The sequence below is a fragment of the Bacillus shivajii genome (genome assembly GCF_020519665.1).
GTDB classification, from domain to species: domain Bacteria; phylum Bacillota; class Bacilli; order Bacillales; family Salisediminibacteriaceae; genus Bacillus_CA; species Bacillus_CA shivajii.
The window spans coordinates 4,150,742-4,174,763 of record NZ_CP084703.1 but is presented as its reverse complement, the minus strand read 5'-3'; the positions used below and the strand labels follow the sequence as shown (position 1 = coordinate 4,174,763).

Sequence of the window (24,022 nt, the reverse complement as noted above, 5' to 3'; positions counted from 1 at the left end):
GATCCAACAGGGCTTAAGCCCTGTTTAGCTGAGGCATTGCCCGCGGAAAGCGAAGGAATTTTTGAACGGATATAATGACTTATTAATTGGCTCGACGAATATGGTGTGTTTTAAGTTGCGCTTGAGCTAATCTTATTTTTTTCTTCTGTTTTTGTATTTGAGTGCCCAGTTGTTAATAATTGTGAGGCGTATATTGTATTCAAAGTTGTAAAAAAGGAGAAGATATTCGTAGGAGGTGTTTATGTTGAAGTATACCTTAAGCGGATTAGCGCTTCTTTTCCTCTTATTAAGTAGCACAGCTTGTACTGAGATGGATCCACCAGAAGCTCAAGGATTAGGTAATCAAGGTGAAGCAAGAAAAGATTGGGGAGAGAGCTTATTTGGTCCAGGTCCGATCAACTACGGTAATGTGACTGACAGACCGGAACGACATACAAATGTAAGTGAGCTAAATACGACAGGAACAAGTTATCGTTCTCCAGAAGCAAGCCGTCAAACGCTTGCTGACGACCAAGATATTATGGAGACGATCATATATGAGATGGACCGCGTAGAACCAGGAATGGTGATTATTACTGGAGGACAAGCTTGGGTCAATGTGATGTTTGAACGTGGAATGGAACAGCAAGAAAAGCAAGACCTCATAGAGGAAATCGAGGACCGTCTCTACGATGCTAACCCTCGTTATCATTACAGAATTATTGAAAATACGTTTCAATAAGTCATGAAGTGCCCGTTTTCAAAACTGAATAAATACTATAAAAGCAACCAGTTTTTACTGATTGCTTTTTTTATAGTAAGGATTCAACGAGGCTAGTGTTGATTTTTATCTTAGGTTAATAACAAATTAGTGGCTCGCTAACTGTCCTCCTTAAAGGCATCTATAATGAAGTTTTTCTTGAGATAAATATTAGAGCCTTCTTGCTGCTTGTTGTAATGGGTCCCATACTCCGTTATAAGGGGGTGCATAGCTTAAATCTAAGTTTTCTAGGTCAGAAATCGTCATGTTATGATAAAGCGCTGTTGCAGCCACGTCAATGCGTTTATCGACACCATCTCGCCCAACCGCTTGTACCCCTAATAATTGACCATTGCTTTTATGCTTCATCATTTTAAATAAGATTTTTTCACTGTTTGGATAGTATCCTGCATGGGTATGTCCTTCAAATAATATCGATTGAAATGGGATATTTAAGTCTTCCGCTTCTTTTTCACTTAACCCAGTTTTTGCAACGGTTAACTCAAAAAACTTCATAATCGATGTGCCGACAATTCCTTGGAATGTTTTTGTCACACCTGCAATATTACTTCCTGCGACTCTCCCTTGTTTATTAGCGTGTGTACCTAATGGGATGTAGTCATTTTTTTCTTTAATCCTGTGATATTGTGTCGCGCAATCACCAGCAGCATAAAGATCTTTCACATTCGTTTCCATATAAGAATTCACGATCATTGCCCCGGTCTGGTGGAGGTGAACGTCAGCATTTTTTAAAAACGATGTATTCGGTTTAACACCAATAGCGACAACGGCCATATCAGTTTGGTAACTGCCTTTATCTGTCTTAATCTCTTCTACTCGCTGATCCCCTTCAAATGACTCTACGGATTCGTTTAAAACAAGCTCAATCCCTTGTTTCTTTGCTACCTTTTCGATCTTTTCACTGATTTCCTTATCGTAAACCGTTCCAACTCGCTCAGCTAAATCAATCAATCGCACACTCATCCCTTTTTCTACGAAGTTTTCTGCAACCTCCAGTCCGATATAACCTCCGCCAATGACAGTGACCTGAGTGACTTGTTCGTTCATATCCTCAACGATTTTTTTCGCATCAGGAATTGTTTTTAAGACATGGATTCCCTCAAGGTCATTGCCGTCAAATGGAGGGAAAATAGGTGAAGCACCTGTGGCAACGAGGCATTTATCATAAGTCATTTCAAAAGGTTCACCAGTTTCAAGGTTGTCTCCTTTAACGACCTTATTTTCTGGATCTAATTCAGTTACTTCATGATATATTCGTGCATCAATTCCATGCTTCTCACGAAAGGTATCACGACTTCGAGCAATGAGATCTCCGCTATCTTCGACCAGTCCACCTATGAAATATGGTAATCCGCATTGGGCGTACGAATAATAACTCCCTTTCTCTAATACCGTTACTTCAGCCTGTTCATCATTACGTACAACTTGCATCGCAGCACTCATGCCAGCAGCATCGCCACCAATGATTACGACCTTCATCTTAAAAGCCTCCTTAGATAAATCCGTATATTCCTTCACACATTTGTTTCATTCTATATACAATATCCCACAAAATAAGAAAACAAAAACATCAACCAAAAATTACCAAGTGCCTGGCACCTGGAAATTGAATTCCATGTGCCAGGCACTGAACAACATGAAACGAGGCCTTGTTTTTACTTTTGCATCCACCTATACTATAATAAGACTGTTAAGCGTTAATAAATGAGGTGAATAACGTGTTTGATCGTTTAGAAGCGGTAGAAGACCGATACGAAAGACTGAATGAATTACTAATGGACCCTGATGTCATTAGTGATACGAAAAAATTACGTGAGTATTCAAAGGAACAAGCAGACATAGAAGAAACTGTACAAACGTACCGTCAGTATAAGGAAGTTAAGCAGCAATACAATGATGCAAAAGAGATGCTTCAAGATAATCTCGATGATGAAATGTCTGAAATGGTCAAAATGGAAATGGATGAACTTGAAGAGCAAATTCCACCGTTGGAAGAAAAACTAAAAGTTCTACTTATTCCGAAAGACCCGAACGATGACAAAAACGTTATCGTGGAAATTCGCGCTGCTGCAGGTGGAGACGAAGCGGCTCTATTTGCTGGTGACTTATACCGTATGTATTCACGCTACGCGGAAGCACAAGGCTGGAAACCAGAAGTGATCGAATCAAGTCAAACGGGTGTAGGCGGATTTAAAGAAATCATTTTCATGATTAACGGAAACGGAGCTTTCTCCAAAATGAAATATGAAAATGGCGCTCACCGTGTTCAACGTGTTCCTGCAACAGAATCAGGCGGACGAATTCATACATCAACAGCAACTGTTGCTGTATTACCAGAAGCCGAAGAAGTCGAAATCGACATTAACGAAAAAGATATTCGTGTCGATACATTCGCATCAAGTGGCCCAGGCGGACAAAGTGTAAATACAACCATGTCTGCCGTTCGTTTAACACACATGCCAACAGGAACCGTTGTGTCTTGCCAAGACGAAAAATCACAAATCAAAAATAAAGAAAAAGCGATGAAAGTTCTTCGTGCCCGTATTTTTGACAAGGTCCAAAAAGAAGCACAAGCAGAATACGCAGATATTCGTAAATCTGCGGTGGGTACCGGAGATCGTTCCGAACGAATTCGAACGTACAACTTCCCGCAAAGCCGAGTAACAGACCACCGTATTGGCCTTACAATTCAAAAGCTCGAGCAAATCCTTGAAGGAAAGCTCGATGAAATCATTGATGCACTGGTCGTTGAAGAACAATCACGCGCAATGGAAGAAGCCGATAAATAATGGAAACAACAAACAAAGTATACGAAGTCCTTCAGTGGGCTTCTTCTTTTTTAGAAAAATCAAGTTATGAATCTACGATTGCAGAAAGGTTGTTGATTCACCATACGGGCTGGTCACGGGCGGAGCTGTTGTCAGAGCTCCAAACGCCCTTACCAGCAAATGTATATGAAAGCTTTATCGCCGATGTAAAAAAATCAGCAGCAGGAATTCCTGTTCAGCACCTCATCGGTGAAGAAGAGTTTTACGGTCGTTCATTTGAAGTAAATAAAAATGTCCTCATCCCACGCCCCGAAACAGAAGAACTCGTTCAGCTCATGATTGGTCATATTCGTGAGTTACATAGTTCATCTCCTGAGCCGGCCCGTATCATTGATGTCGGCGCAGGAAGTGGCATAATTGGGATCACTCTAAACTTAGAGATACCCAATACTCGGGTAAGTGCGGTCGATCTGTCACCTGATGCTTTAGCTGTAGCAAAGCGAAATAACGAGAAACTCGGTGCATCTGTCGAGTTTTTCGAAGGTGATCTTTTGAGCCCTTTTATTGAGGCGGGCCAAAAAGCCGATGTCATCGTCTCAAATCCGCCGTACATCCCAGAGTCAGATCGTACGGAATTGAAGGAAAATGTCCGTGATCACGAACCAGACCTAGCCCTGTTTGCAGATGACAATGGCCTCGCTGTTTATAAACGGCTCATTGCCGAAATCCCGAAAGTTTTAGCATTACCAGGATTAATCGGCTTTGAAATCGGACATGGCCAGGGAGAAGACGTACGAAAGTTGGTTTTATCCACATATCCACAAGCTGAAGTGTCCGTCCACAATGATATTAACGGTAATGAACGAATTGTTTTTGCGAAAATAAAGGTTAGATAGCTGATATTCAGTTATATGCAAAGCTTGTTTGTTTTGATTTGGTGCGGATGAACGTGCTAAGTAGAGGAGGTCTGCCTTTGGTGAGGTCGGACCTCTATTTTTTAGTTGGTTTTTGAACCCTACAAAATTGAAGCAGCTTCAGTTGAAGCAGGTTCAAACTTGTAGGGTTCAATTTATGAATAAACAAGAGAAATCATGTATAAAACCACCCTCTATTTTGAATAAAAATACAAATATTTAAAAGGAGGAAATATAAAGCTTTTGTCGAATAAAAAAGTGAAATATATATAGGAAGGATTGAGTAGATGAAATGAGTGGTAATAGAAACTGGAAGGATCACCTGTTCTACCATGTTTATTCAAGGGGGAACCGTAAAGAAACGTTATTCCGCGATGTTGACGACTACATATTTTTTCAAGAACTTCTTTCTAAAACACAAGTTAAATATCCATTTGAACTAATTGCTTACTGCCTCATGAATAACCACTATCACCTTGAGATCCGATCATTCAAACATTCATTATCGAAAATAATGGAACATATTAATAAGCTCTACGCCCGCTACTTCAATCGTAAATATAATTTAACCGGACATGTTTTTGAACGGCGTTTTCAAGCAAAGCCAATTTATCAAAAACGAGGATTACTCATTGTAAGTCGCTATATCCACTACAACCCCGTAGAGGCAAACCTCTGTGAAACTCCGAAAGACTATCGTTGGAGCAGCTTCTCTCATTATTATCCCGAACTTCGGTCCACTCTCATAGACGAGAAACAACACCCGATCATCAACACGACACCAATTCTTTCACAATTTCCTGGAGATGAAGGCGAACAAAAACAAACGTATATTGAATGGTGCAAGTATTAAGAGGTAAGTTGAAGTATACATAAACGTTCAAAACCAAAAAAACTCCTATCTATTAACAACTTATTAACAAAGTTTATCCACAACTGTTAATAAAAAAAGGTTGTTATTCACCTGAAACCAATGGAAAACCCGCATATTATTTAGTTTTCCATGAGATTAACCATGAGTAGTTAACTTATGCACAATTATCTGTGTATAACTCTATCATTTTCAACAACCGATTCTCTATGTCACAACTTGTCGGACAAATCTATGTTTATATTATTCCTTGCCTGACAACAATGAGGACTAAGAGGAAGGTGAAGGAAATGTTATTAAAAAGAACGCAATTATACTTAATGTTATGTTTAACAGTACTTATTTTATCTTGGGAAGGAAATTATCTCGTACCTGCTCAAGCAGCAAATAGTGAAGTGATCCCTGAAGAATCTATTAGACTTCGAATCTTAAGTAATAGTAATTCACCGATCGATCAAACGTTGAAACTTAACGTAAGAGATGCGGTGAACACGCAAGTGACTGAATGGGTGCAACATTTTGATGAGTTTGAAGAGGCTCATGAATATATCGGACAAAACATTGAAAAATTAGAAGAAACAATTGCAAGTGAGCTTGAAAAGGTAGGAAAAAATATATCTTTTGATGTAGGTTTAGAAGAAACGTCATTTCCAACAAAGCGTTATGGGAACCGTCTTTATCCAGAAGGTCAATATGAAGCGGTTAAAATTACTTTAGGTGATGGACAAGGGGATAATTGGTGGTGCGTTTTATTCCCGCCACTATGTTTTCTCGACTTCTCAAATGATGAAGGGAAAGCAGATCAAGCAGAAATCGAAGCTGCAGAAGAGGAAGAAGTTGAAGTAAAGTTCTTTGTTGTAGAAGTAATCACAAATTTATGGGGAAAAGTTACGTCATAATAAAAAATCTATAAAGTTATCAACATATCTCTCTTTCTCTTTGCATACAATTTACTAGAATGCAAGAGAGAGGGTGGAGCAAATGAGTTTTTACGTAAGACAAGCAAGTGATAGAGATGCATTGACCATTAGACATTTTGTCGCAAAAGCAAGTGTGGATAAACTAACAGAACCTGTAGATTGGGATTCATTTTTAATCGCGGAAAACGATAAAAATGAATGTGTGGCCATTGTAGCCATCGAACCTGTCGGTGAAGGAAATGGTTTGTTAAGAAAGCTAATTGTAGATACTGATAAAGTGACAACATATTTTTTACTAGAGTTTGTGGAAGCTGCCTTACAATATGCAAAAGAGCAAAAACTAGAGTCAATTTATTTATTAGCGGCGAAAACGTCAAGCTTTCTACAGCAACTCGGATTTACGAAATGTCACGAAAATGAGTTGCCGGAAACATTGGAAGCACATGACGATATTACAGAACATCTATCCAATGACGGACCAATGTACGTCCATCACTTTCATTAATCGACAAATTATTCACAACTTATGCACATAGTAAGAGGGGTTATTCACACAAAGTTGTGGATAACCCCTTTTTATGTACAAATGATAAGATACTCGTTGACATTCTGTCCGCATCAAAGCAAAATATATAGCATTAACGAATCTTTGTTAACTTCTTTAATAATAGGCTGTGTTAAAGCTCAATGTTGATATCTTGGGATTTGAGGAATGGCAGGTGGTGACGCCTGCGGGAACAGCAACGAGCATCACTTCTTCGAACGACTTCGAGCTGCGACGAGTAAACGCAGGAGCCACGAACCGAAAATCACTCTGAACGAGTATTTATGAGTTCAGAGAAGTTGAGGTCGTGCCCGCGGCAAAGAAGACACCGTGAATGCAAGCAAAGTGCAGCATGAACGGATGTCACACTTGTGCCCAGAGGTGCAAGCATCCACCTATAATGACGAAAATCAACACCTAACTTTAACAGAGCCTAATAATAAGAAAAAATAAGAATGCTTAACTAAAGGGATCGTTCGGAACAAGATCGTATCATACATTATGAAATGCCTCATACTTGCACGATTATTTTTGATAATATAAATATGACTCACTCCTTAAAGGAGGAAGCAACAAATGAATGAAAAGCAAACAAACATGTGGATTGTGGATAAAGCTGTGGAAAAAATAAGTAACGATCCACAAATTCACCAAGCCGCGGAAATATTGAGAAAAAATGAAGTCATTGCCTTTCCAACAGAAACTGTATATGGCCTAGGTGGAAATGCAAGAAATGATAAAGCGATTGATCGGATTTTCCGAGCGAAAGGAAGACCTCAAGATAACCCGTTAATTGTACATATCTCTAATGAAAGCCAGTTAAAGGAATATGTTACTAACGTTCCAGAAAAAGCAGAAAAACTGATCGAAGCCTTTTGGCCAGGACCATTAACGATCGTCTTACCACATACTAACAAGTTATCCACAAAGGTGACAGCAAGTTTATCCACAGTAGGAATAAGGATGCCAGATCACCCGGTTGCTCTAGCGTTAATTGAAGTTGCGGGAATTCCATTAGCTGCGCCAAGTGCGAATACATCAGGAAAACCGAGTCCAACAACCGCCGAGCATGTGGCAAAAGATTTAAACGGAAAAATTGCTGGAATAATTGATGGTGGAGAAACTGGGGTTGGATTGGAAAGTACAGTTGTGGATTGTTCGAATAATGAAGTGATGATTTTACGGCCCGGTGGCATCACGAGAGAACAAATGGAAGCCGTTGTGGGTAAGGTGAACGTTGACCCAGCTTTAATAGAAGAAAACATGGCTCCACGTTCGCCTGGAATGAAATATACGCATTATGCCCCTGTTGCTCCTCTTGTTCTTATAGAAGGGTCTCGCTTATTTTTTGAAGAAAAAGTAAAGGAAGCAAAACAGGATGGAAAAACCATCGGCGCTTTAGTTTCTCATGAATGGAAGGGCATCCCTGATGTTGATGTTGAAGTTCTAGCAGGGTCCATTGAAGACTTATCCACAGTAGCTCACCAGCTGTATGATTCATTAAGAGCATTTGAAGACTATAAAATAGATATTATTTTTTCACAAGTCTACCCTGAGACAACGATTGGTTCTGCGATTATGAATCGGCTTAGAAAAGCTGCAGGTGGGACAATCATAAGCGAAAACGTAAAATAACAATATTTTAAAAATAATTCCCCTTGGACGTGCATAGGTTTAATATAGCTGGTCCAAGGGGTGATTTCGTGTTAGCAGAGTTTTTTACGATCGGAATTATGGCTTTTGCCTTAAGTATGGATGCTTTCTCCTTATCAATTGGGATGGGACTCCTTGGTTTGAGGTACCGACACATTTTAATGATCGGGTCTGTCGTAGGTCTGTTTCACGTATGGATGCCCCTCATTGGCCTCGTACTAGGGAAACTTTTATCGCAACATATTGGGATTTTTGCGTTTATTTTAGGGGGCAGCTTACTCATCTTATTAGGTGCCCAAATGATTCTATCCACTTTTCAAGAGGAGCAAGGCTCGATGCTAAGAATAACTTCTTTTGGAATTTTGTTATTTGCAGTGAGTGTTAGTTTAGATAGTTTTTCAGCAGGGTTAAGTTTAGGAATGCTTGGTGCAAAAACGTTCGTTACACTTGTCAGCTTCGGTGTAATGAGTGGACTATTAACTTGTATTGGACTATTAATTGGTAAAAAAGCAGGCGGTTGGCTTGGAGGATACAGTGAATGGCTAGGGGGATGTATTCTCATTTCATTTGGTATTAAAATCATTTTATCCATTCAATAGTAACTAATTTCAGAAACGAAAGATTTTCCATTTGAGGAGGATTTTTCGTTTTTTTATGATAAAATTGAGGGTAGGTATTGTTAGAATATGTCGACTTGGAAATGATAATGACAAGCCTTTGTATACCGAGTATTTAAGTCAAATAAGGTGATGCGTAGAAAGGGGATGTATACATGAAAAATGTATTATTTATTTGTACGGGTAATACATGCCGCAGCCCTTTAGCAGAAGCGGTTTTTGAACATAAAAAGACAAGTGATGAATTGAAAGCAAAATCAGCGGGGATTCATGCGATGGAAGGGATGCCAATATCCGAGCACTCTAAAACAGTATTGGAGAATAAAGGGTTTAACCATAAGCATGAAGCAAAAGTTGTTGATCCATCGTTACTGAAATGGGCAGATGTTATTTTAACAATGACAGAAAGCCATAAACGAACACTCATTGAGCAGTTTCCTGAAAAGGTGAATGAGATATATACGCTAAAAGAATTTGTCCACGATGACCCTGAAACAACAAAGCTAGTAGAGGAATTGAAAGATCAACAAGCACACCTTGAATTAAAAAGAGCAAAATTTATTGCTGATAACCAAGGAAAGATTGAAGAATACAACAAAACAAATGATGTTCAAAATCAACAAGAACTTGAAAAACAATTGTTAGACGAAATCATCCCTCACCAAAACGTAATTGATGAAATTGCAGGAAAGCTCCCTAGCTTTGATATTAGCGACCCATTTGGTGCAGATGTTGAAAGATATGATGAAACACTCACAGAAATTGAAAAAGCGGTTGAAAAGCTGCTAAAAAAACTAAAATAATATATGGAAATTCAAGGGGAGAGAGAAACGTCAATGGAGGGTAAAAAGTATCGCTTTAGTTTAAGGAAGAAAATGGTCATAGGCATTTGTACAGTAGCTGCGATTACTTACGCAACAAGTGCCGTTTTTATTTTTTATTTAAGTGAAATATTAGCAAATACGCTTGGGGTAAATGAAAATGTCTTTACTTTACTAACATTATTACTTGGGATCATCTGGTGTGGGATCCTTGGCTTTGTTGGAGCAACGATCATTGTTCGACCATTGAATGAATTAGAAACATCTGCACGCAAAGTAGCAGAAGGGGATATTACTGAAGATGTAGAAGTTCCAAAATCAGATGATGAACTTCGCGCATTAGCGTTAGCGTATAACAATATGATTAGTAACTTAAGATCTATGGTGCGAGACATTCATACCAACTTTGAACAAACGAATGAACAAGTCGTTGAAATTAAGTCCGCATCAAATGCAGCTGCAAATCAGGCAGAGAACATTTCACGAACAGTAGAGGAAATTGCATCAGGTGCAGACAGTTCAGCAAACGCAGTGCAAGAAACAGTCGAATCAATTGACGATGTCATTGAACTTGCAACGACTGTACAAAACCACGCAAAGCATTCAAATGAACTCTCGAATGGTATGGTAAAGACGTTAACTGAAAGTAAAGCAGTGATTCAATCGCTTGTTGAAGGCATTCAAACTTTAGCAAACAACAATCAGGATTCCCTTACTGCCGTGAATCGTTTAGAAACACATGCGAAAAAAGTTGAAGAAATTATTTCTCTTGTAGGTGATATTGCAGAACAAACAAATTTACTTGCATTGAATGCTTCCATTGAGGCAGCTAGAGCTGGAGAACAAGGAAGAGGTTTTGCAGTTGTAGCAGATGAAGTAAGGAAACTAGCTGATGAAAGTGGTACAGCAGTGAAAGGGATATCTGAGCTAATCCAAAACATTCAGCAGGAAGTGCAAAATGTTGTTAGGCAAATCACTGATCAAGTGTCAGCGGCAAATAGTGAAGCGGAAAAGGGAACAAAGACAAATGAAGCGATCGTAGAAATGACAGAATCAGTCGATGGCGTAGTGAAATCCGTACATGAAATTCTTCAATTAGTCGATCGTCAAATGACATCAATTGAAAATACCGCTCGTCAATCACAGGAAGTAGCAGCAGTTGCAGAAGAAACGTCTGCAGGAGCTGCAGAAGTCACTTCATCAACGCAAGAACAAACAGGTGTTATGGAAGAAATCGCAGCATCTGCTGAAGTTTTAGGCGACCAAGCGGATAAACTAAAGCAAACGATCAAACAATTTTCTGTATAAATGAAGGAGGATATTATGAAAGTAGCAATCGGTTCTGACCATGGAGGATACAGCTTAAAAGAAGAAGTTAAAACAGTATTAAAGGAAATGAATATTGATTTTGTCGATGTCGGGTGTGAATGTGAAGATTCTGTTGATTATCCTGATTACGGTATTCCTGTAGCAGAAAAAGTCGCAAACGGTGAATTTGATCGTGGTATTGTGGTCTGTGGCACAGGGATTGGTATGTCAATCGCAGCTAACAAAGTAAAAGGTGTACGCTGTGCACTCGTTCATGATTTATTTTCTGCTAAAGCGACTCGTGAACACAATGACTCTAACGTTTTAGCGATGGGTGAACGTATTATCGGTCCTGGACTAGCAGTAGAAATTGCACGTGTATGGTTAAGTACCGAATATGAAGGTGGAAGACACGAAAATCGGGTCAACAAGATTACACAATATGAACAAAATTAAGGAATGAAGGGCACGACCTTCATTCCTTTCTATACATAAGGATCTTTTCTGTAAGGAGGAGACATGTTCATGGATACAAACGTTGAAGAGGTTGAACGTAGTTTGTTAAAAGGGCTACGAGAGTTTCAACAATCTGCAAAGCTACGAGAAGGCCGAACGTTCGTAATTGGAACGAGTACGAGTGAAGTGAGTGGAAAGCATATTGGAAAAGCTGGCACAGAAGAAATAGCTGCAGCAATTTGGGGCGCTTTAAGGACATTTCAGAAAGAAACAGGGATTCATCTTGTATTTCAATGTTGTGAACATTTAAACCGCACCCTCGTACTAGAAAAAACTGTCGCTGAAAAAAATAACGTTGAAATTGTGCATGCAATTCCGGTTCCGAAAGCTGGAGGATCGATGGCATCATATGCCTACAAAAACTTCAATGAACCCGTTCTTATTGAACAAATTGAAGCTGATGCAGGCATAGACATTGGTGATACATTTATCGGAATGCATTTAAAACGTGTCGCTGTACCTGTAAGAACTTCAATCAATCAAGTTGGCGAGGCCCATGTCACATATGCGAGAACACGGCCGAAGCTTATTGGTGGAGAAAGGGCTGTGTATACCATTTCCGAAGAGGAAGGAACATGTGATTAACCATACTTTCAAGGTAGACATCAAATGTAATGAGTTTTAGGAAGCCCATACTTCCCGCGGCATAGAAGACACCGTGATAGCCAGTGGAACGTAGCTAGAGCAGATGTCGCACTTGTGCCTAGAGGTGAAAGCGAAGCAGCAAATGCTTCCCAACTAACGATTTATTTTCAGGGTAGACGTCCATGCGAAGTGATTTTCGCACCATGGCACATGAAATTTTTTATTTTGAGATATGTTTGACAGCTTGTGCGAGACTCCTGCGGGATCAGCACGAGCCGAAAATCACCCAAAACGAACTTTGAGAGTTTTGGGAAGTTGAGGCAGTGCCCGCGGCAAAGGAGACACCATGAAAGTGAACGAAGTGAGACTTGAATGGATGTCGCGCTTGTGCCTAGAGGTGAAAGCGAGCACATAAGCTGTCAAACCATAAACACTATTTTCAGGATAGACTAAAGCAAAATGACAAAAGTGTTAAAAATCGTTCATATAGACAAACCATGTAACCTCTAAATAGTACATATATTTAATATAATAGAAGCTCGTAACAAAAAAGGAGGACATAAAAATGACAACAATGAAAGTTGACTCACTATCAGAAATTAGAACAAATGACGCAGAGCTATTCGCCGCAATGGATGCAGAACTAAAAAGGCAACAAGCAAATATCGAACTGATCGCTTCTGAGAACTTTGTTTCAAAAGCAGTAATGGAAGCGCAAGGATCTGTGTTAACGAATAAATATGCAGAAGGCTACCCAAGCAAACGTTATTATGGCGGGTGCGAACATGTCGATGTTGTTGAAGATATAGCTAGAGATCGTGCAAAAAAGATCTTTGGTGCAGAACATGCAAATGTTCAACCGCATTCAGGAGCACAAGCAAACATGGCCGTTTACTACACAGTCTTAGAGCATGGTGACACAGTTTTAGGAATGAACTTATCCCATGGGGGTCATTTAACACACGGTAGCCCGGTAAACTTCAGCGGGAAGCAGTATGAATTCGTAGATTACGGGGTCAATGAAGAGACGGGAACAATTGTGTATGAGGATGTCCGTGAAAAAGCACTAGCTCATAAGCCAAAGTTAATTGTAGCAGGCGCGAGTGCTTATTCAAGAGAAATCAACTTCCGAAAGTTTCGTGAAATCGCAGATGAAGTGAATGCATATTTAATGGTAGACATGGCGCATATCGCCGGCCTTGTAGCAGCAGGGCTTCATGAGAACCCTGTTCCATATGCAGACTTTGTAACATCAACGACACATAAAACATTACGTGGACCACGTGGTGGAATGATCTTGTGTAAAGAGGAGTATGGGAAGAAAATTGATAAAGCAATTTTCCCTGGTCTTCAAGGAGGGCCACTCATGCATGTTATCGCAGCGAAAGCTGTGGCTTTTGGTGAAGCACTGTCAGACGAATTTAAAGTGTACTCAGAGCAAGTAAAGAAAAATGCCCAAGCATTAGCGGATGCCCTAAAGAGTGAAGGAATTGATCTTGTTTCAGGGGGGACAGATAACCACCTTGTTCTTGTAGATTTACGTAACTTAAAGATTACGGGAAAAATTGCAGAAGAAACGCTTGATCAAGTAGGGATTACAACGAATAAAAATACGATTCCGTATGACCCAGAAAGTCCATTTGTAACGAGTGGTTTACGTCTTGGAACAGCAGCAGTGACTACAAGAGGTTTTAAAGAAGAGGAAATGAAAGCGATTGGAAACATAATGGCAACCGTTTTAAAAGACGTAGAAAATAAAGCGAATTTACAAGAGGCAAAAACGAAAGTAGAGCAATTAACGGGCAAATTCCCATTATACGAAAACGAATAATATGACGAAGAAACAAGAGGGGGGGACATAACCTTCCCTTCCACCTCGATCGTTATTGAAGAAGACCAAGCCATCCAGAAAGGTTGGCACTCCGATTAATGAAGACCGACAAAAACTTTTTAACTCATACATTTATTCTTTTCAAAAACAGCTTGAATCGTTGTTGCTTTTTATGTAGAATTTTCAAAGAGTGTTTGAAAAGGACCATTTAATCATGGAGTAAATTTAAATAAAAAGGAGCGGTACGATGAACAACGTTTACGTGTTAGACCACCCGTTAATTCAACATAAGTTAACTTACATAAGAGATAAAAATACAGGGACGAAAGAGTTTCGTGAACTTGTAGACGAAGTGGCGAGTTTGATGGCATTTGAAATAACAAGACATTTACCGTTACAAGACATTGAAATTGAAACCCCTGTAAGTGCGGCAAGAAGTCAAATGATTGCTGGTAAAAAACTAGGATTAGTACCAATCCTAAGAGCGGGACTTGGTATGGTTGATGGCATTTTAAAATTAATCCCTGCAGCAAAAGTTGGGCATGTTGGTTTATACAGAGATCCTGAAACATTGAAGCCAGTAGAATATTATGTAAAGCTTCCTAATGACGTTGAAGATCGTGAACTTATTGTTATTGATCCGATGTTAGCAACTGGTGGGTCTGCGGTGGAAGCGATTAACTCACTTAAAAAACGTGGTGCGAAAAACATCAAACTTATGTGTCTAGTAGCTGCTCCAGAAGGCGTAGAAGAAATACAAAAAGCACATCCTGAAATCGATATTTACTTAGCGGCAATGGATGAGAAATTAAATGAAAAAGGCTACATTGTCCCAGGTCTAGGAGATGCAGGAGACCGCTTGTTTGGCACGAAATAAATAGGAAATTAAAAAGAAAAAGCAGCATTGCTTTTTCTTTTTTATAATGCTTTGTTAAAGGTAAGTGTTGATAAGGGCAGCGCCTGCAGCTATTTTTTTCATGAAATAGCTACGTCTGCTTCAAACGCACACGACGTCCTAATAACACGCAGGCTGTAGAGTGTGACGCTTTGGGCTAGTGAACGGATCCTCACTTTATAAAAAGCGGCTAGAGGAAAATACAACGAATTTTATAGGAATATAAACACCTTGTTATTTGAAAGGGGTAAAAAAATGACTGATCGAATTAAAGTAATGACGATTTTCGGGACTCGTCCTGAAGCGATTAAAATGTGTCCACTCGTATTAGAATTAGAAAAACATACACAAGATTTTGAATCGATCGTAACAGTAACTGGACAACACCGTGAAATGCTTGACCAAGTGTTAACAATTTTCGATGTAAAACCTGATGAAGACTTAAATATTATGAAATCGCGCCAAACGTTAACCGATGTAACAACACGAGCTTTACAAGGTCTTGATGAAGTAATGAAGCGTGTAAAGCCAGATATCGTACTTGTTCATGGAGATACAACGACAACATTTGTGGCAAGTTTAGCAGCTTTTTATAATCAAATTGCTGTAGGGCATGTGGAAGCAGGTTTACGTACGTGGGACAAGTATTCCCCGTTTCCAGAAGAAATGAACCGTCAACTGACAGGTGTAATCAGTGATTTGCATTTTGCCCCAACAGAAAAAGCTACGGCTAACTTAATAGCTGAAGGGAAGAATGAAGAAAGCATTCATATTACAGGTAACACAGCGATTGATGCATTAAAAACAACAGTTACGGATGAATATGAACATGACGTATTAAAGAAGCTTGGCGATGACCGAATGATCTTAGTTACTGCACACCGCCGAGAAAATTTAGGCGAACCAATGCGGAATATGTTCAGAGCAATTAAACGATTAGTAGAAGAACACGATGATGTACAAGTTGTTTATCCTGTTCATTTAAACCCACTCGTGCGTGAAGCGGCAGATGACATTCTTGGTAATGATGACAGAATTCACCTCATCGACCCACTTGGTGTACGTGACTTTCATAACTTCGCCTCCCGTGCGCATATTATCTTAACGGATTCAGGGGGAGTACAAGAAGAAGCACCGTCTTTAGGAGTTCCGGTTCTTGTTTTAAGAAATACAACAGAACGACCGGAAGGAATTGAAGCTGGTACATTAAAGTTAGCTGGGACAGATGAAGAACAAATTTATGACTATGCCAAGCAATTATTAACCGACGAAGAGGCATATAAAGAAATGTCGCGTGCATCCAACCCTTATGGTGATGGAGAAGCTTCAAAACGAATTATTGAAGCGATTCGCTATTATTTCAAGAAAAGAGAAGATCGACCTGAACCGTTTCGTCCATAAAAAAAAAGCTGTCGCATTTTTTGCGGCAGCTCTTTTTTTGCGACTAGAAAATTAGATTCTTTGTTTGAATGAAAGGCTTCTTTCTTTGGCATGATAAGGGAAAACGTAATTGGTATTTGTTCAAGAAAGGATCTTCAGACGGATTCCCAACGTGAGGAAGGCTGAAATCGACGCAAAACGAAATGATCACACGCGAGACGAGATGATCGCACGCGAGACGGAATGATCGCACGCACCATGCGTTTATCACACATAAGAATAGACAAGTAGAGGAGAAGGGATGAAGACGTACATGAGTGTTATAAGTAATTTATTTTCTTTATTTTATTACGTAATGAAAATGTTTCGAAAAGTACATAGAGCCTTGTTTATTAAAAGGTTTAGCATTATCACTTTATTAACCATCCTTTCTGTAGTAGCTATCACACCGAGTTTCGTTCAAGGTCAAAATTCTAGTAATGGAATAGGTCCAGTGACAACACCTGTTATTTTTCCAGAAAGACCAGAATTGCCGTCAAATGAGAATGAACAAGCAATATTTATCGTAGAAGCTGCGAAGAATCCGGAAGTAACGTTAGAAGAAGTCTTGGAAACTTTCCCAACTATTGAAACGCGTAAAACCTTTACAAAGTTGTACAACGGTTTTTCAATCAAAGCATCAAGGAAAGTAGCAGAAGAGCTAAAGCAATTAGATGGAATTAACCGTGTAGATGAAGTGGCGTATTACGAACCGACATTAGATGAAAGCATTCCATTTATTCGTAATGAACAACTTTTGAATAAATATTTAAGTGATGGTAGTAAAATTACAGGAGAAGGTGTAAAAGTGGCAGTGATCGACACCGGGATTGATTACCGTCACCCAGATTTAAAAGATAATTTTCATGGCGGATACGATGTCATCGATGAAGATGATGACCCAATGGAAACGTTAAAAGGTGAAGGGATGCCAACCATACATGGAACCCATGTCGCTGGAATCATTGCAGCCAATGGAAGGCTTCAAGGTGTCGCTCCAGAAGCTGAAATTTATGCATACCGTGCACTAGGGCCGACTGGGATGGGGACAACTGAACAAGTGATAGAAGCAATTGAAAAGTCTGTTGAAGATGGTGCAGATATTATTAACCTCTCGTTAGGAAACACAGTTAATGGTCCGGATTGGCCAACGAGCATTGCATTAGACAAAGCTGTTGAAAATGGTGTAATTGCGGTGACATCAAACGGAAATAGCGGTCCGAATTTATGGACTGTCGGATCACCTGGGACGTCTTCAAAAGCAATATCTGTAGGAGCTTCTACTCCTCCGATCAAAGTTCCTTATTTAATGACAAAACGAAATAGTGACGTGGAGATTCCAGTCATTCCTATGCAAAAGGCATTACCATGGGAGTTAAAAAGAGATTATCCCGCATATTACATTGGACTAGGTAAAGAAGAGGATTATCATAATGTTGATGTGCGAGGAAAGATCGTAATTGCAGAAAGAGGGCAGATTTCATTTACGTTTAAAGCAAAACTAGCAAAACAAGCAGGTGCGAAAGCATTGATTGTCTACAATCATACAGATGGTGAATTTGCAGGTATGTTAGAAGAACCGACCGAGCTCCCTGTAGTAAGTGTTTCGAAAGAAGTTGGCGAACAGTTGAAAGAACAAATGGAGAAAGAGGAAATATACATTCGAACAATTTATCGCGAAGAAGAAGATTTAATGGCACCATTTAGTTCAAGAGGACCTGTCACACATACGTGGTCGATAAAACCTGATCTCGTAGCACCAGGAGTAAAAATAGATAGTACAGTCCCAAGAGGATATTTAGATTTGAACGGTACTAGTATGTCAGCTCCTCATGTAGCAGGGGCAGCAGCTTTAATTAAACAAAAGAATCCTGATTGGAATCCCGAACAAGTGAAAGCTGCATTGATGAACACAGCACTACCAATTGCTGACCAAGATGGTAACCAATATCCCCCACATATACAAGGGACGGGGCGGATTCAGATCGACAAAGCGCTAACGACAGAATCTCTTGTCTATCCGGGAACCGTTTCATTTGGAAAATGGTCAAGAGATGATAGCCGCTTGGAAAAAACAGTCGAGGTCACAATTGAGAACATCTCCGATAGGAGAAAACGATATACAGTTGAACCCCCATTTGAGGTTCCAGATGGTGTGCAATGGAAAGTGCCATTTTCATTATATTTACAACCAGGTGAAAAGAAGACTGTAACAATATCAATTGATGTACTTCCATCAGTGTTTGAGGAAGGGATATATCATGATGAAATCCAAGTGAAAAGCGAAGATGAAACGATTCGAATTCCTTATTTGTTTTTTGTTGAAGAGCCTGAGTATCCGAGATTAATGGCATTTATGCTTGAACAATCGACAGAGGAAAATCTTTATCAGTATGAAGTGTACTTCCCAGGCGGAGCAGAAACTTTTGGAATTGCTTTATATGATCCTGATACATTTAGGTTTATTAAGTATATTGATGTAGAAGAAGATATAGAGCGCGGAATGTTTGAGAAGAAAATAAAAATTGAAGATGTACCATCGGGTATTTATAAAGCGCTTATTTTTGCAGAAAAAGATGGTCACGAAGACACAATCGAAAGAGATGTATTTATCGGAGAGTGGTAATGATAATCAATGGCTCCTCAAGAAGGTTGTTGGAGTCATTGATTTTAGACTTAATTTCATCTCCCGTACGGCCCTGCCCTGGTTACATTAAATAATAAAAAGCGAGGCTTACTAGTCGTAATTTTCGGAAAATATATTTTCTCTAATTTACCAAAGACACTCAAGAGAAAATTATGTATAATAAAGAAGGAAAATGTCTATTTTATGATAATTCTTTCATTTTATGCATGAAAGCGTTTTTATTCTGAAAATTATTGACATAACTCCCTTGCTATTGTACGATTACAAAGCGTGTGCTGTTCTCAGTTTTTTTAGCTGTAACTAGAAATGAAGGAATTCACATTAAGGGTGGGAGAAGATGATTGACCCTTCCAAAATTCGCCAAACGATGAAGTTCTTTGCACTCATGACAACGATCAGTTCTTATTTCGTAGGCTGTACCCTCGTTGGAATATTTGGCGGGAGGTGGATGGACAACTACTTTGATACAGGTAGCTTGTTCCTAGTTACAGGGTTGTTGTTGGGATTAAGTGCAGCGGTGACAGGGATCTATTTTACCATTCGCCGTTTTTTAGGAGGCGATTCTGATGAGTGATTATAGCATTGTTGCAAAGAGGTATTCTCTTTACACGATCATCCTCATCATTGTATTTTTAGTGATAGCTCAATTTGCAGTAAACAAATCTTTTTACTTTGGACTTGCCCTAGGAGCAGTTTTTAGTTTATTGAATTTATTAAGTACATATAGGCAAGTGAAAGTGATCGGAGAAATGGTAACAGGTGGTACTGTAGCTTGGACCTTTGGTACGGTCTCGCGGATTGTTACAGCAGTTATCGCTGTTTTTATTGCAATGCAATTCCCAGCATATTTTGATATGACGGGTGTAATCATAGGTTTAATGATTACCTATGTTTTCATATTAATAGAACCCATTTTTTACGTGAAACAGCTAAGATCAAACTGACGTTTTGCGTCAAAAAAGTTTTGAAAAGAGGTGAGAGTATTTGGGAAGTAATTACACAGAACCCGTTGTCTATTTATTTGGCAATCCACACTTAGGGATTAACTTAGCAAACGTGTTCATGGTTACGGTTTCTCTTGCAATCGTGTTTTTTCTCCTGTTTTTTATGTCTAGGACAATTAAAATGTATCCAACAGGTGCACAAAACGCTCTAGAGTATTTAGTCCAATTCATTAAAAATGTCATTAGTAGTACGATGGACTGGAAGCAAGGGAAGCACTTTGTTGTACTAGGGGTCTCCTTGTTATTATATGTTTTTGTATCGAACATGGCCGGGATTCCATTTGAATTTGGCCAGTACACGGAAGAAGGAAAAATTGTTTGGTGGAAATCACCGACATCAGATCCGATGCTTACTCTTTCCTTAGCATTAATGGTCATAGTAATGACTCATATTTACGGTCTTAAGCTGAAAGGCCCGAAAGAATATGGGAAAGATTACTTCCGCCCAGTGTGGTTTCTATTTCCATTTAAGATTATCGAGGACTTTTCTAATACCTTGACACTTGGAATGCGTCTTTATGGTAACGTGTACGCAAAAGAAGTGTTGATGGTCATGCTCGTTGGATTGGGAACATCTTCTATCATGTGGGGGATCTTTTCATTCTTACCAATGGTTGCGTGGCAAGTTTTCGGTACATTTATTGGGGGACTACAAGCGTTTATCTTCTGTATGTTAACGATGGTGTACATGTCCCACAAGGTTAATGAAGAACATTAATTGTTTTATTGATTAATGAAAGAACATATGAAACAAACATTTTTTCAAATCCATATCAATGGTAATTTTGCTCTTATTTTTTTATAGGGCGTTACAAAATAAAACTAAACTAAATTTTTTAAGAATCTAAAGGAGGATTTTTATTATGGGTATGCTCGCTCTTTCAGTAGCAATCGTAGCAGGTCTTGCAGCACTAGCAGGTGCATTTGGTGTTGCAATTGTAGTTCGTAGTGTTGTACAAGGAATTAGTCGTCAACCAGAAATGAAAGGTCCAATTCAATTACTATTATTCATCGGTGCACCGTTAGTAGAGGCGATTCCAATCCTAGCGATCGTTATTGCCTTCATGTTATACGGTCAAATGGGATAATTGAATACAATTATTAGTTAGGTTCAGACGTTTCGTTTGGACAACCTTACACAAAGGTGCTTTACATACTAAAGCAGCTTAGACCAGTGTAACAACAAGCTTAAATGGCGGAGAACGTTAAATAACACTCTTCGCCATTCCTTTTGATAAGGATGAAAGCGAAGGAGGCGAAATCATTGCAAGCATTGTTTGGAGACACATTTACTTTCTTAGATGCGGTATACCAAATTTTTGGTTTTCTAGTGTTAATGTGGCTTTTGAAAAGATACGCTCTCGGTCCAATTATGGAGATGATGGAAAAGCGTGAAAATCATATTGCTGATCAAATCTCCTCAGCGGAAAAGAACCGTGAAGAGGCAGAGAAGTATTTAGCCGAGCAACGTGAAGCGATTCAAAGTGCTCGTACGGAAGCAAAAGAAATCGTTGAAAGAACGAAAAAGCTAAGTGAACAACAAGCTGAAGATATTATTGCGAATGCAAAAAAAGACGCAGATCGTATAAAAGAAGCAGCACTTGCCGAAATCACTCAGGAAAAAGAACAAGCTATTTCCGCGCTTCGTGAGCAAGTTTCTACCTTGTCTGTTCTTGTGGCAAGTAAAGTGATCGAGAAAGAATTAGATGAACAGGAGCAAGAAAAACTGATCCAAGAAACTCTTAAAGAAGTGGGCGAAGATCTATGAGAAGGCATCAAGTAGGCTTTCCTTATGCAAGTGCTCTTTATGACATTGCAAAAGGTAATCAATCAGTAGATCAAACAGCTGCGGAATTAGAGGCGGTTACACAAGTACTAAATGATACGAAACTTCTTGACGAAGTGTTCAAACACCCAAAGGTCTCAAATAAAGAAAAGAAACAACTCATTCAGGACAATTTTTCTGCGCATATTAGCCAAACTGTACTGAATATGCTTTTCTTTCTCGTTGATCGAAAAAGAGAAGATGCGATCTTTGCGATAAAAGATGAATTTGATTCTCTTATCAATGAAGACCAAGGTATTGCGAAGGCAACTGTAACAACAGCGAAGCCTTTAAAAGATGATGAGAAATCCACAGTTGCAGAAGTTTTTACTAAAGCATCTGGAAAGAAACAGCTGTTAATTGAAAATGTTGTTGATAAATCGATTATTGGTGGGTTAAAGGTACGAATCGGTGATCGTATTTATGATGGAAGTATCGCTAGGCAGCTTAATGATATTCAACAGCAGATGATACAAGGGAACGTTAGTAGATAGGGGTGAACGTAATGAGCATCAGAGCCGATGAGATCAGCTCTCTTATAAAGAAACAGATTGAAGGTTACCAATCTGAGATTGAAGTAAATGATGTTGGTACCGTTATCCGAATCGGTGACGGAATTGCTGTTGCTCACGGTCTGGAAAATGTTATGGCCGGAGAGCTTTTAGAGTTTTCAAACGGTGTTATGGGGATGGCACAAAACCTTGAAGAAAACACTGTCGGTATTATCATTTTAGGACCTTACACAGACATTCGTGAAGGTGACGAAGTTCGTCGTACAGGTCGTATTATGGAAGTTCCAGTAGGTGAAGAACTTCTAGGGCGTGTAGTAAACTCATTAGGTCAGCCAATTGATGGAAAAGGACCTATTGAAACTAGTAAAACTCGTCCAATAGAAAGCCCTGCACCAGGTGTAATGGATCGTAAATCAGTACATGAACCATTACAAACAGGTGTAAAAGCGATTGACTCATTAATTCCGATCGGACGTGGTCAGCGTGAGTTAATTATCGGTGACCGTCAAACGGGTAAGACAGCAATCGCAATTGACACAATCTTAAATCAAAAAGATGAAGATATGATTTGTATCTATGTTGCAATTGGTCAGAAGGAATCGACTGTTGCAGGAGTTGTAGATACACTTCGTCAACACGGTGCACTAGATTATACGATTGTCGTATCTGCAAGTGCATCTCAACCAGCACCTCTTTTATTCCTAGCCCCATATGCAGGAGTATCAATGGGTGAAGAATTCATGTATAACGGTAAGCACGTACTCCTTATTTATGATGACTTAACAAAACAAGCATCAGCTTATCGTGAGCTATCATTATTATTACGCCGTCCGCCAGGTCGTGAAGCTTACCCAGGGGACGTATTCTACTTACACTCTCGCTTACTTGAGCGTGCAGCAAAGCTTAGTGACGATAAAGGCGCAGGCTCGTTAACTGCACTTCCTTTCATCGAAACACAAGCTGGTGACGTATCAGCGTATATTCCAACAAACGTTATTTCCATTACTGATGGGCAAATCTTCTTAGAATCTGACTTATTCTTCTCTGGGGTACGTCCAGCAGTAAACGCAGGTCTATCCGTTTCTCGTGTAGGTGGTTCTGCACAAATTAAAGCGATGAAGAAAGTTGCTGGTACATTACGTCTTGACTTAGCATCTTATCGTGAACTAGAAGCGTTTGCTCAGTTCGGGTCAGACTTAGATAAAGCAACACAAGCAAAGCTAAACCGTGGTGCACGTACAGTTGAAGTACTTAAGCAAGGACTTCACCAGCCATTAGCTGTTGAAAAACAAGTTGTTATCCTTTATGCATTAACCAAAGGTTTCTTAGATGATATTGAAGTGGAAGACGTGCGTCGTTTTGAGTCTGAGATGTTCACATTCTTAGAACACAATAATAAAGACCTTCTTGCACAAATTAAAGAAACTGGTAATCTGCCGGATGAAGATGAGCTGAAAAAAGCAATTAGTACATTTAAAGAATCATTTAGCTCTTCGAAATAAACCACGGATAACATAAAGTAATTCAAGTGTGTGTTTAAAAAGGAGATAAAAGCTGACCACGTTACTCAGTTTTTCTAAGACTTTTTAAACAACCTCTTTTAAGCAAAGGT

The 24,022-nt window shown here is 39.3% G+C and carries 24 protein-coding genes; 23 read left to right on the top strand and 1 reads right to left on the bottom strand.

All coding sequences use genetic code 11. The annotated features are described in order from the left end of the window. The first annotated feature begins 241 nt into the window (after positions 1-241). Positions 242-721: a hypothetical protein gene (locus LGQ02_RS20050; RefSeq protein WP_226516044.1), complete on the top strand. Its 480-nt coding sequence runs from the start codon at positions 242-244 to the stop codon at positions 719-721. 189 nt (positions 722-910) lie between these two features. On the opposite strand, the gene LGQ02_RS20045 is transcribed toward LGQ02_RS20050, so the two are convergent. Further along, a complete protein-coding gene (locus tag LGQ02_RS20045; RefSeq protein ID WP_226516043.1) occupies positions 911-2,239 on the bottom strand; it encodes a CoA-disulfide reductase in 1,329 nt (442 codons plus the stop codon). A 239-nt stretch (positions 2,240-2,478) separates the two neighbouring features. Between LGQ02_RS20045 and prfA the strand changes: the two genes are divergently transcribed. The 22 genes from prfA (at position 2,479) to atpA (ending at position 23,912) form a co-directional block, all read left to right on the top strand. After that, positions 2,479-3,549, top strand: coding sequence for a peptide chain release factor 1 (gene prfA / locus LGQ02_RS20040; protein ID WP_226516042.1), 1,071 nt, complete (start codon positions 2,479-2,481; stop codon positions 3,547-3,549). Then, positions 3,549-4,424, top strand: a complete 876-nt coding sequence (gene prmC / locus LGQ02_RS20035; protein ID WP_226516041.1) for a peptide chain release factor N(5)-glutamine methyltransferase — start codon at positions 3,549-3,551, stop codon at positions 4,422-4,424. Before prfA ends, prmC begins: the two co-directional genes overlap by 1 nt. A gap of 310 nt (positions 4,425-4,734) precedes the next feature. Continuing rightward, a complete protein-coding gene (locus LGQ02_RS20030) occupies positions 4,735-5,295 on the top strand; it encodes a transposase (RefSeq protein ID WP_226516040.1) in 561 nt (186 codons plus the stop codon). Positions 5,296-5,603: 308 nt separating this feature from the next. Continuing rightward, positions 5,604-6,212 (top strand): stage II sporulation protein R, encoded by a 609-nt coding sequence (gene spoIIR, locus LGQ02_RS20025; protein WP_226516039.1) that lies wholly within the window; start codon positions 5,604-5,606, stop codon positions 6,210-6,212. 82 nt (positions 6,213-6,294) lie between these two features. After that, complete coding sequence (locus tag LGQ02_RS20020; RefSeq protein WP_226516038.1) at positions 6,295-6,738, top strand: GNAT family N-acetyltransferase; 444 nt, start codon at positions 6,295-6,297, stop codon at positions 6,736-6,738. A 615-nt stretch (positions 6,739-7,353) separates the two neighbouring features. Further along, positions 7,354-8,412 carry an L-threonylcarbamoyladenylate synthase gene (locus LGQ02_RS20015; RefSeq protein WP_226516037.1) on the top strand — a complete coding sequence of 353 codons (1,059 nt, stop codon included), beginning with the start codon at positions 7,354-7,356 and terminating at the stop codon, positions 8,410-8,412. Between the two features lie 98 nt (positions 8,413-8,510). After that, positions 8,511-9,029 carry a manganese efflux pump MntP gene (locus LGQ02_RS20010; RefSeq protein ID WP_226518390.1) on the top strand — a complete coding sequence of 173 codons (519 nt, stop codon included), beginning with the start codon at positions 8,511-8,513 and terminating at the stop codon, positions 9,027-9,029. Positions 9,030-9,202: 173 nt separating this feature from the next. Then, positions 9,203-9,850, top strand: a complete 648-nt coding sequence (locus LGQ02_RS20005) for a low molecular weight protein arginine phosphatase (protein ID WP_226516036.1) — start codon at positions 9,203-9,205, stop codon at positions 9,848-9,850. Positions 9,851-9,883: 33 nt separating this feature from the next. Beyond that, positions 9,884-11,176: a methyl-accepting chemotaxis protein gene (locus LGQ02_RS20000; RefSeq protein ID WP_226516035.1), complete on the top strand. Its 1,293-nt coding sequence runs from the start codon at positions 9,884-9,886 to the stop codon at positions 11,174-11,176. Positions 11,177-11,191: 15 nt separating this feature from the next. Then, complete coding sequence (gene rpiB, locus LGQ02_RS19995; protein WP_226516034.1) at positions 11,192-11,632, top strand: ribose 5-phosphate isomerase B; 441 nt, start codon at positions 11,192-11,194, stop codon at positions 11,630-11,632. A gap of 69 nt (positions 11,633-11,701) precedes the next feature. Continuing rightward, complete coding sequence (locus tag LGQ02_RS19990; protein WP_226516033.1) at positions 11,702-12,277, top strand: TIGR01440 family protein; 576 nt, start codon at positions 11,702-11,704, stop codon at positions 12,275-12,277. Between the two features lie 631 nt (positions 12,278-12,908). Beyond that, on the top strand, positions 12,909-14,108 hold the full coding sequence (locus LGQ02_RS19985; protein WP_404802438.1) for a serine hydroxymethyltransferase: 1,200 nt from the start codon (positions 12,909-12,911) through the stop codon (positions 14,106-14,108). Between the two features lie 247 nt (positions 14,109-14,355). Next, positions 14,356-14,985 carry a uracil phosphoribosyltransferase gene (gene upp / locus LGQ02_RS19980; protein WP_226516032.1) on the top strand — a complete coding sequence of 210 codons (630 nt, stop codon included), beginning with the start codon at positions 14,356-14,358 and terminating at the stop codon, positions 14,983-14,985. Between the two features lie 273 nt (positions 14,986-15,258). Beyond that, positions 15,259-16,404: a non-hydrolyzing UDP-N-acetylglucosamine 2-epimerase gene (gene wecB, locus LGQ02_RS19975; protein WP_226516031.1), complete on the top strand. Its 1,146-nt coding sequence runs from the start codon at positions 15,259-15,261 to the stop codon at positions 16,402-16,404. 280 nt (positions 16,405-16,684) lie between these two features. Next, positions 16,685-19,048 (top strand): S8 family serine peptidase, encoded by a 2,364-nt coding sequence (locus tag LGQ02_RS19970; protein WP_319003498.1) that lies wholly within the window; start codon positions 16,685-16,687, stop codon positions 19,046-19,048. 358 nt (positions 19,049-19,406) lie between these two features. Further along, positions 19,407-19,643: an AtpZ/AtpI family protein gene (locus tag LGQ02_RS19965; protein ID WP_226516030.1), complete on the top strand. Its 237-nt coding sequence runs from the start codon at positions 19,407-19,409 to the stop codon at positions 19,641-19,643. Beyond that, a complete protein-coding gene (locus LGQ02_RS19960; RefSeq protein ID WP_226516029.1) occupies positions 19,636-20,013 on the top strand; it encodes an ATP synthase subunit I in 378 nt (125 codons plus the stop codon). The genes LGQ02_RS19965 and LGQ02_RS19960 overlap by 8 nt, the downstream gene beginning before the upstream one ends. Positions 20,014-20,131: 118 nt before the next feature. After that, positions 20,132-20,791: a F0F1 ATP synthase subunit A gene (atpB, locus tag LGQ02_RS19955; RefSeq protein WP_264184041.1), complete on the top strand. Its 660-nt coding sequence runs from the start codon at positions 20,132-20,134 to the stop codon at positions 20,789-20,791. A 151-nt stretch (positions 20,792-20,942) separates the two neighbouring features. Continuing rightward, entirely contained in the window at positions 20,943-21,161 is a 219-nt protein-coding gene (gene atpE, locus LGQ02_RS19950) for a F0F1 ATP synthase subunit C (protein WP_226518388.1), read from the top strand. Between the two features lie 248 nt (positions 21,162-21,409). Continuing rightward, entirely contained in the window at positions 21,410-21,841 is a 432-nt protein-coding gene (atpF, locus tag LGQ02_RS19945) for a F0F1 ATP synthase subunit B (RefSeq protein WP_264184040.1), read from the top strand. After that, complete coding sequence (locus LGQ02_RS19940; RefSeq protein ID WP_226516026.1) at positions 21,838-22,392, top strand: F0F1 ATP synthase subunit delta; 555 nt, start codon at positions 21,838-21,840, stop codon at positions 22,390-22,392. Before atpF ends, LGQ02_RS19940 begins: the two co-directional genes overlap by 4 nt. A gap of 11 nt (positions 22,393-22,403) precedes the next feature. Continuing rightward, positions 22,404-23,912: a F0F1 ATP synthase subunit alpha gene (gene atpA / locus LGQ02_RS19935; RefSeq protein WP_226516025.1), complete on the top strand. Its 1,509-nt coding sequence runs from the start codon at positions 22,404-22,406 to the stop codon at positions 23,910-23,912. Positions 23,913-24,022: the final 110 nt, after the last annotated feature.

What these genes read in the sequence shown, in the direction of transcription:
- atpE (WP_226518388.1), top strand. Translation starts at nt 20,943, where the DNA reads ATGCTCGCTCTTTCAGTAGCAATCGTAGCAGGTCTTGCAGCACTAGCA.
- LGQ02_RS20010 (WP_226518390.1), top strand. Translation starts at nt 8,511, where the DNA reads ATGGCTTTTGCCTTAAGTATGGATGCTTTCTCCTTATCAATTGGGATG.
- spoIIR (WP_226516039.1), top strand. Translation starts at nt 5,604, where the DNA reads ATGTTATTAAAAAGAACGCAATTATACTTAATGTTATGTTTAACAGTA.
- LGQ02_RS19970 (WP_319003498.1), top strand. Translation starts at nt 16,685, where the DNA reads ATGAAGACGTACATGAGTGTTATAAGTAATTTATTTTCTTTATTTTAT.
- wecB (WP_226516031.1), top strand. Translation starts at nt 15,259, where the DNA reads ATGACTGATCGAATTAAAGTAATGACGATTTTCGGGACTCGTCCTGAA.
- LGQ02_RS20000 (WP_226516035.1), top strand. Translation starts at nt 9,884, where the DNA reads ATGGAGGGTAAAAAGTATCGCTTTAGTTTAAGGAAGAAAATGGTCATA.
- LGQ02_RS19990 (WP_226516033.1), top strand. Translation starts at nt 11,702, where the DNA reads ATGGATACAAACGTTGAAGAGGTTGAACGTAGTTTGTTAAAAGGGCTA.
- LGQ02_RS20045 (WP_226516043.1), bottom strand. Translation starts at nt 2,239, where the DNA reads ATGAAGGTCGTAATCATTGGTGGCGATGCTGCTGGCATGAGTGCTGCG.
- LGQ02_RS19960 (WP_226516029.1), top strand. Translation starts at nt 19,636, where the DNA reads ATGAGTGATTATAGCATTGTTGCAAAGAGGTATTCTCTTTACACGATC.
- LGQ02_RS19985 (WP_404802438.1), top strand. Translation starts at nt 12,909, where the DNA reads ATGGATGCAGAACTAAAAAGGCAACAAGCAAATATCGAACTGATCGCT.
- LGQ02_RS20030 (WP_226516040.1), top strand. Translation starts at nt 4,735, where the DNA reads ATGAGTGGTAATAGAAACTGGAAGGATCACCTGTTCTACCATGTTTAT.
- atpA (WP_226516025.1), top strand. Translation starts at nt 22,404, where the DNA reads ATGAGCATCAGAGCCGATGAGATCAGCTCTCTTATAAAGAAACAGATT.
- atpF (WP_264184040.1), top strand. Translation starts at nt 21,410, where the DNA reads ATGTGGCTTTTGAAAAGATACGCTCTCGGTCCAATTATGGAGATGATG.
- atpB (WP_264184041.1), top strand. Translation starts at nt 20,132, where the DNA reads ATGGTTACGGTTTCTCTTGCAATCGTGTTTTTTCTCCTGTTTTTTATG.
- LGQ02_RS20005 (WP_226516036.1), top strand. Translation starts at nt 9,203, where the DNA reads ATGAAAAATGTATTATTTATTTGTACGGGTAATACATGCCGCAGCCCT.
- LGQ02_RS20015 (WP_226516037.1), top strand. Translation starts at nt 7,354, where the DNA reads ATGAATGAAAAGCAAACAAACATGTGGATTGTGGATAAAGCTGTGGAA.
- LGQ02_RS19940 (WP_226516026.1), top strand. Translation starts at nt 21,838, where the DNA reads ATGAGAAGGCATCAAGTAGGCTTTCCTTATGCAAGTGCTCTTTATGAC.
- LGQ02_RS20020 (WP_226516038.1), top strand. Translation starts at nt 6,295, where the DNA reads ATGAGTTTTTACGTAAGACAAGCAAGTGATAGAGATGCATTGACCATT.
- LGQ02_RS19965 (WP_226516030.1), top strand. Translation starts at nt 19,407, where the DNA reads ATGATTGACCCTTCCAAAATTCGCCAAACGATGAAGTTCTTTGCACTC.
- LGQ02_RS20050 (WP_226516044.1), top strand. Translation starts at nt 242, where the DNA reads ATGTTGAAGTATACCTTAAGCGGATTAGCGCTTCTTTTCCTCTTATTA.
- prmC (WP_226516041.1), top strand. Translation starts at nt 3,549, where the DNA reads ATGGAAACAACAAACAAAGTATACGAAGTCCTTCAGTGGGCTTCTTCT.
- rpiB (WP_226516034.1), top strand. Translation starts at nt 11,192, where the DNA reads ATGAAAGTAGCAATCGGTTCTGACCATGGAGGATACAGCTTAAAAGAA.
- upp (WP_226516032.1), top strand. Translation starts at nt 14,356, where the DNA reads ATGAACAACGTTTACGTGTTAGACCACCCGTTAATTCAACATAAGTTA.